We start from the raw sequence: 3,491 nt of genomic DNA, 5'->3' as shown, positions 1-3,491 counted from the left end.
CCACTATTATCCCAATTAGATTATTATCCAAAGTCGCATACAAATAGTGTTGATTATCAATTGGTACAACACCCAACTTTGTAAAACGACTTTGGATAATATTTTTATCTACCAAGACTTCTCAACCATTTTTTGAGTTCTTGGTCGCTTTCCCATACCCCATCCGTGGATGCTTTGGGGATTAAATCCTGATATGCGTTTTCCAGAGCTTCACGCTTTTGCTTAGAATCTGCCCGTGCATATATTTCAGTAGTTTTCATGGAAACATGCCCAAGAATGTCTCTGACATAGATTATGTTCACGCCGGATTGGAGAAGATGCATAGCCTTTGAGTGACGGAATGAGTGTGGCGACAACTTTCCGGGTATCAGGTCAGGACGCAACACTCTCGCAGGAGATGCGTAAAGTGAGATGATATATGCCAGACCAGTTGTTGTCAATTTTCGACCGTTTTTGTTCATGAAGAGCGGTCGGTTGGATGTGTCAGCAGTGTCTAAATCCCAATCTTCCATATACTTTTTGACAATGGCGCACAGTTTGTCCTGCAACGGAACGATGCGTCGTTTCCGCCCTTTGCCAAAGAGGGTCGCATGTGCCGGAATTTCAAAGAAGATGTCGCTTGGTTTAAGGTTCACCAATTCGCTTGCTCTTGCACCTGAGTCATAGAGAAAAGCGAGTATGGCGAGATGCCGCCTGCCATCCCTCGTATCTGTCGGGATTTGCGAGAGCAACAGTGCCATGCCCTCCGTAGTTAGGTACGAGAATGCATCGCGGTCGATTTTCTTTTGTTTAATCGCAAGTATTGCCTGCCACTGGCCCACGTGCATCGTATCATAGTACTGCATAAAGCAGGAGAACGACTTAATGGCGGCCAATCGTATGTTCCGTGTTGACACAAGGTTATTCTTTTCTTTTTCCAACCAAAAAAGGAAGTCCTTGATTGTCTGATGAGTCACATCTTTAAGCCTTACTTTGTGGGCTGGAACTGAACGCACCAATGACATAAAATCGTAGAAAAGATTAAACGTGTCGCTATAGCTTCTCAACGTGTGGGGACTGACACCGCGTTCTCCAACAAGATATTGTGTGAAGAACAGCGTGACATATTTACCAAAGTCTGTTTCTATTTTCATGGCGTATCAATGTTTGGGAAGATTGACTTCACGGCATCTCCGTTTTTTGTTACAATGTCAGGGAATAACTGGATGGTGAGTCTGACATAATTTTCCGTAGCATATACACTGGAGTGTCCGAGAAGCACCGACAATATCGGAAGAGCAGTATAAATGTCAAGGCCGGATTCGACCATATGCTGAAGCGAGTGTACAGCGAAGGTGTGGCGGATATCATGCAGGCGAGGTCCCTGATTGTGGCCAAGGTGAGATATTCCGCATTTCTCCAGAATTTCCTTGAACCTGTTGTATGCAGAGTTGGCGGAGATTCTTGTGCCGTCTGCCTTGACAAAGAACGGACCTGATGGAATGTCAAGGCCATCGGCCTTCAATCTGGCGCGATACCATAGGTATTGGGAGAAGATGGATTTCATGTTGTCATTCAAAGGTATCAACCGGTTCTTTCTGTTCTTGGTATTACGCAAAAGAACCATGCCTTTGACCATATCGACATCCTCGTTGTTAATCGAGATTGTCTCTCCGACTCGACAACCTGCGTAATACAGAAAACGAATCAAAGCAGGCATTGATATAAGGCAACTGTTGAACATGGGTTTTGGTAGAGTTGTAGCATCGGCAATGCTGAAAATTTTTGCAATTTCTTCTTTGGAGAAGATTCTTGGTACAAAAGAATTGGCCGGCCGTTTGGGCTTCGGCATAATGTATGAGTCGATTCCAATGTGGCACAGGTAGGTACAAAATCTAATCATTTGACAAGCCTTTGCGTATTTTGTGCGATCAGATTCATTAAATTGCATACTCTGCCATTCCTCGATAAGCTCGCGGGTAATCCGTTCCACAGGTTTTCCATGTCTGGCCATTATTTGATCCAGCTCTTTCATTATTGTCAGCTCATGGGCGATGTTGACACCTTGGCTCTGTCTTATGCGCAGGTATTCATTGATTACCCGGGCAAAAGAGCTTTTGAAGATTATCGTATTATTCATACAAGATGCCTCCTTTCTGATTGTAGAATTCATCCGGCACGGGCGGTACCGGCAACAAGCAGCATTTCATTGCCTCTATGTCCACGCGCAGGTAGTTCATTGTTGATGTCTGGCTTGTATGCCCGAGTATTCCGGAGATTGTCGGCAGCGGGACTTGTGAACTCAGAAGTTCCGAAGCGAGTGAATGACGCATGGCATGGATACCATGATGACGTCGCCCGGCGTTTATGCCGGCATCGCTGAACGCTTTTCTGAAACCTGTATTGACCGTGTCCTTGGAGACGCGCTGAAACGGAGGTTTAAGTGAGATGAACACATGCTCGTCATTGCATACCGGCCTTTCGCTGCGCAGATAATCTATTATTGCGTTGCCAACTTCCACAAGCAGAGGAAGTTCCACGACTTTTCCGGTTTTGAACTGCTCGATGCGGACGATATTCCTATCCCAGTCTATGTTTTTCAATTTTAGGCGTATGATATCGGAGATGCGAAGTGCAAGTCTTGCCGCAAGAAGAAACATGGCATATAGACGTTTCCCACCGACCTTGTTACGGTTTATAGCCTTCTCTATCAATTGTACCTCTTCCGGTGTATATACCGACGGTAGCTTTTCTCGAATTGGGAAACGATAGCCTTGAACCAGACTTCCGTAATGAGCAGGAACCAAACCCTCTTGAACAAGATATTGGCAAAAGCCACGGACGACCATCACTCTCTGTGATGGGTTTGACTGTGATGATGAGAGGAACTCAAGAAGCAGGGGTTCCGACATCTTGGAAAGGCTTGTAACCTCTTTTATACTCAGGAAAGATATGAGGCGACCCAGCATACGGTTATAAACTTGAACAGTTATGCTACTAACCAACTGTGATTTCTTTTTAGCCAAAAACGACTTGGCAATTTCTCCAATTTCGCCAGGCATGTCGAACGATACCCATTGCGGTTTAATTCGCCCGATTTTGCCATCCTGAAGGACTGTGTCAAGGATAGTGATAACACGTCTCCAGCGATTGGTTAGTGTGAGCTTGTCTCCCGGCAGGGAGTTTAAGAAATCAAAACCGACTTCAGAGGTATACATCGTAATTCTTTTCTGCTGCATGAAAGGTTTCAGATGCCATTCCCACAGTTCATTGTAAGTGGCCAGTGTTCTCGCACTGTAACCAGCTTCGTTCATCAATGCCTTGCATTGGTCAACGAGGTCTTGAAGTAATTTTTCTTGTGCCATATCAAATATAATTTGGTTACGACACAAGATAAAAATATTATCGGGAGCACATTATCAAAAGTGACGTTGTAAAGTATTGTTTTTTAATATTTTATACTTCAACAAAAATATCAACTTGTGATAAGTCACTAATTGGGATAATAGTGT

3 protein-coding genes are annotated in these 3,491 nt (G+C 44.3%); all 3 read right to left on the bottom strand.

Features of this window, described 5'->3' with window-relative positions:
* Positions 1-104: 104 nt before the first annotated feature.
* The 3 genes from PGR91_RS13475 to PGR91_RS13465 are packed head-to-tail and all read right to left on the bottom strand — an operon-like array spanning position 105 to position 3,344.
* Entirely contained in the window at positions 105-1,133 is a 1,029-nt protein-coding gene (locus tag PGR91_RS13475; protein ID WP_101690410.1) for a tyrosine-type recombinase/integrase, read from the bottom strand.
* On the bottom strand, positions 1,130-2,119 hold the full coding sequence (locus PGR91_RS13470) for a tyrosine-type recombinase/integrase (protein WP_158639707.1): 990 nt from the start codon (positions 2,117-2,119) through the stop codon (positions 1,130-1,132). The genes PGR91_RS13475 and PGR91_RS13470 overlap by 4 nt, the downstream gene beginning before the upstream one ends.
* A complete protein-coding gene (locus tag PGR91_RS13465; protein WP_229099189.1) occupies positions 2,112-3,344 on the bottom strand; it encodes a site-specific integrase in 1,233 nt (410 codons plus the stop codon). The genes PGR91_RS13470 and PGR91_RS13465 overlap by 8 nt, the downstream gene beginning before the upstream one ends.
* Between the last annotated feature and the right edge of the window lie 147 nt (positions 3,345-3,491).

The sequence above is a fragment of the Candidatus Alistipes pullistercoris genome (assembly GCF_027665465.1).
Lineage (GTDB): Bacteria > Bacteroidota > Bacteroidia > Bacteroidales > Rikenellaceae > Alistipes_A > Alistipes_A hominis.
Note: the sequence above shows the minus strand (reverse complement) of the source record. Positions and strands in the feature narration are given on the sequence as shown.

What these genes read in the sequence shown, in the direction of transcription:
- PGR91_RS13475 (WP_101690410.1), bottom strand. Translation starts at nt 1,133, where the DNA reads ATGAAAATAGAAACAGACTTTGGTAAATATGTCACGCTGTTCTTCACA.
- PGR91_RS13470 (WP_158639707.1), bottom strand. Translation starts at nt 2,119, where the DNA reads ATGAATAATACGATAATCTTCAAAAGCTCTTTTGCCCGGGTAATCAAT.
- PGR91_RS13465 (WP_229099189.1), bottom strand. Translation starts at nt 3,344, where the DNA reads ATGGCACAAGAAAAATTACTTCAAGACCTCGTTGACCAATGCAAGGCA.